This is a genomic window from Arthrobacter sp. PsM3 (assembly GCF_030433895.1).
Lineage (GTDB): Bacteria > Actinomycetota > Actinomycetes > Actinomycetales > Micrococcaceae > Arthrobacter.
This window is the reverse complement of the sequence record NZ_JARUXE010000115.1, coordinates 1-622: the sequence shown is the minus strand read 5'-3', so window position 1 is coordinate 622 and position 622 is coordinate 1. Positions and strand designations below refer to the sequence as shown.

Sequence of the window (622 nt, the reverse complement as noted above, 5' to 3'; positions counted from 1 at the left end):
CACTATTTTCCCAGTTCAGAGCACCCTTTCCCTGATTAACACGCCATCCCGCCGGACCCGCCATGAAAACCTGGGGCTAGGCAGGAGAAGATTCCCCAAGGTCAGCAGGCAACGCAGCGACCTCCCATGCTTCATACCCTTGGGCTTTGTCGATCATTCTCCGCGGGTTGTTGCCTTCCTGGGCCAGCCAGAGGATGTTGGAGTCTTTCGTGGCGTGGTCAACACGGCCTGTGCGGACTATGTTTCCCTGGCGCCGGATTTCCACTGTTGCACCGATCAGGCGTGCCCAGTCGTCATGACGGATGATCAAGTTCGTTCCTCTCAGAGTGGTCTCGCTACCAGCCGCGCTCGGCGAGGCGGTGCGGGGCGGGGATTTCGTCGACGTTGATGCCGACCATGGCCTCGCCCAGGGCGCGGGAGGCCTTGGCGATCTCGTTCGGGTCGTCGAAGTACGCGGTTGCTCTGACGACGGCGGCGGCGCGCTGGGCGGGGTTGCCGGACTTGAAGATGCCGGAACCGACGAAGACGCCGTCGGCGCCGAGCTGCATCATCATGGCGGCGTCGGCGGGGGTGGCGATGCCGCCGGCGGTGAACAGCACGACCGGGAGCTTGCCGGTGGTGG

General features: G+C 64.1%; 1 protein-coding gene and 1 pseudogene. Both read right to left on the bottom strand.

The window, feature by feature from the left end; genetic code table 11:
- Positions 1-76 precede the first annotated feature (76 nt).
- Positions 77-310 carry a hypothetical protein gene (locus tag QCD75_RS21830; RefSeq protein WP_301231617.1) on the bottom strand — a complete coding sequence of 78 codons (234 nt, stop codon included), beginning with the start codon at positions 308-310 and terminating at the stop codon, positions 77-79.
- Between the two features lie 25 nt (positions 311-335).
- Positions 336-622: pseudogene (locus QCD75_RS21825) on the bottom strand (pyridoxal 5'-phosphate synthase lyase subunit PdxS); the annotation flags it as partial.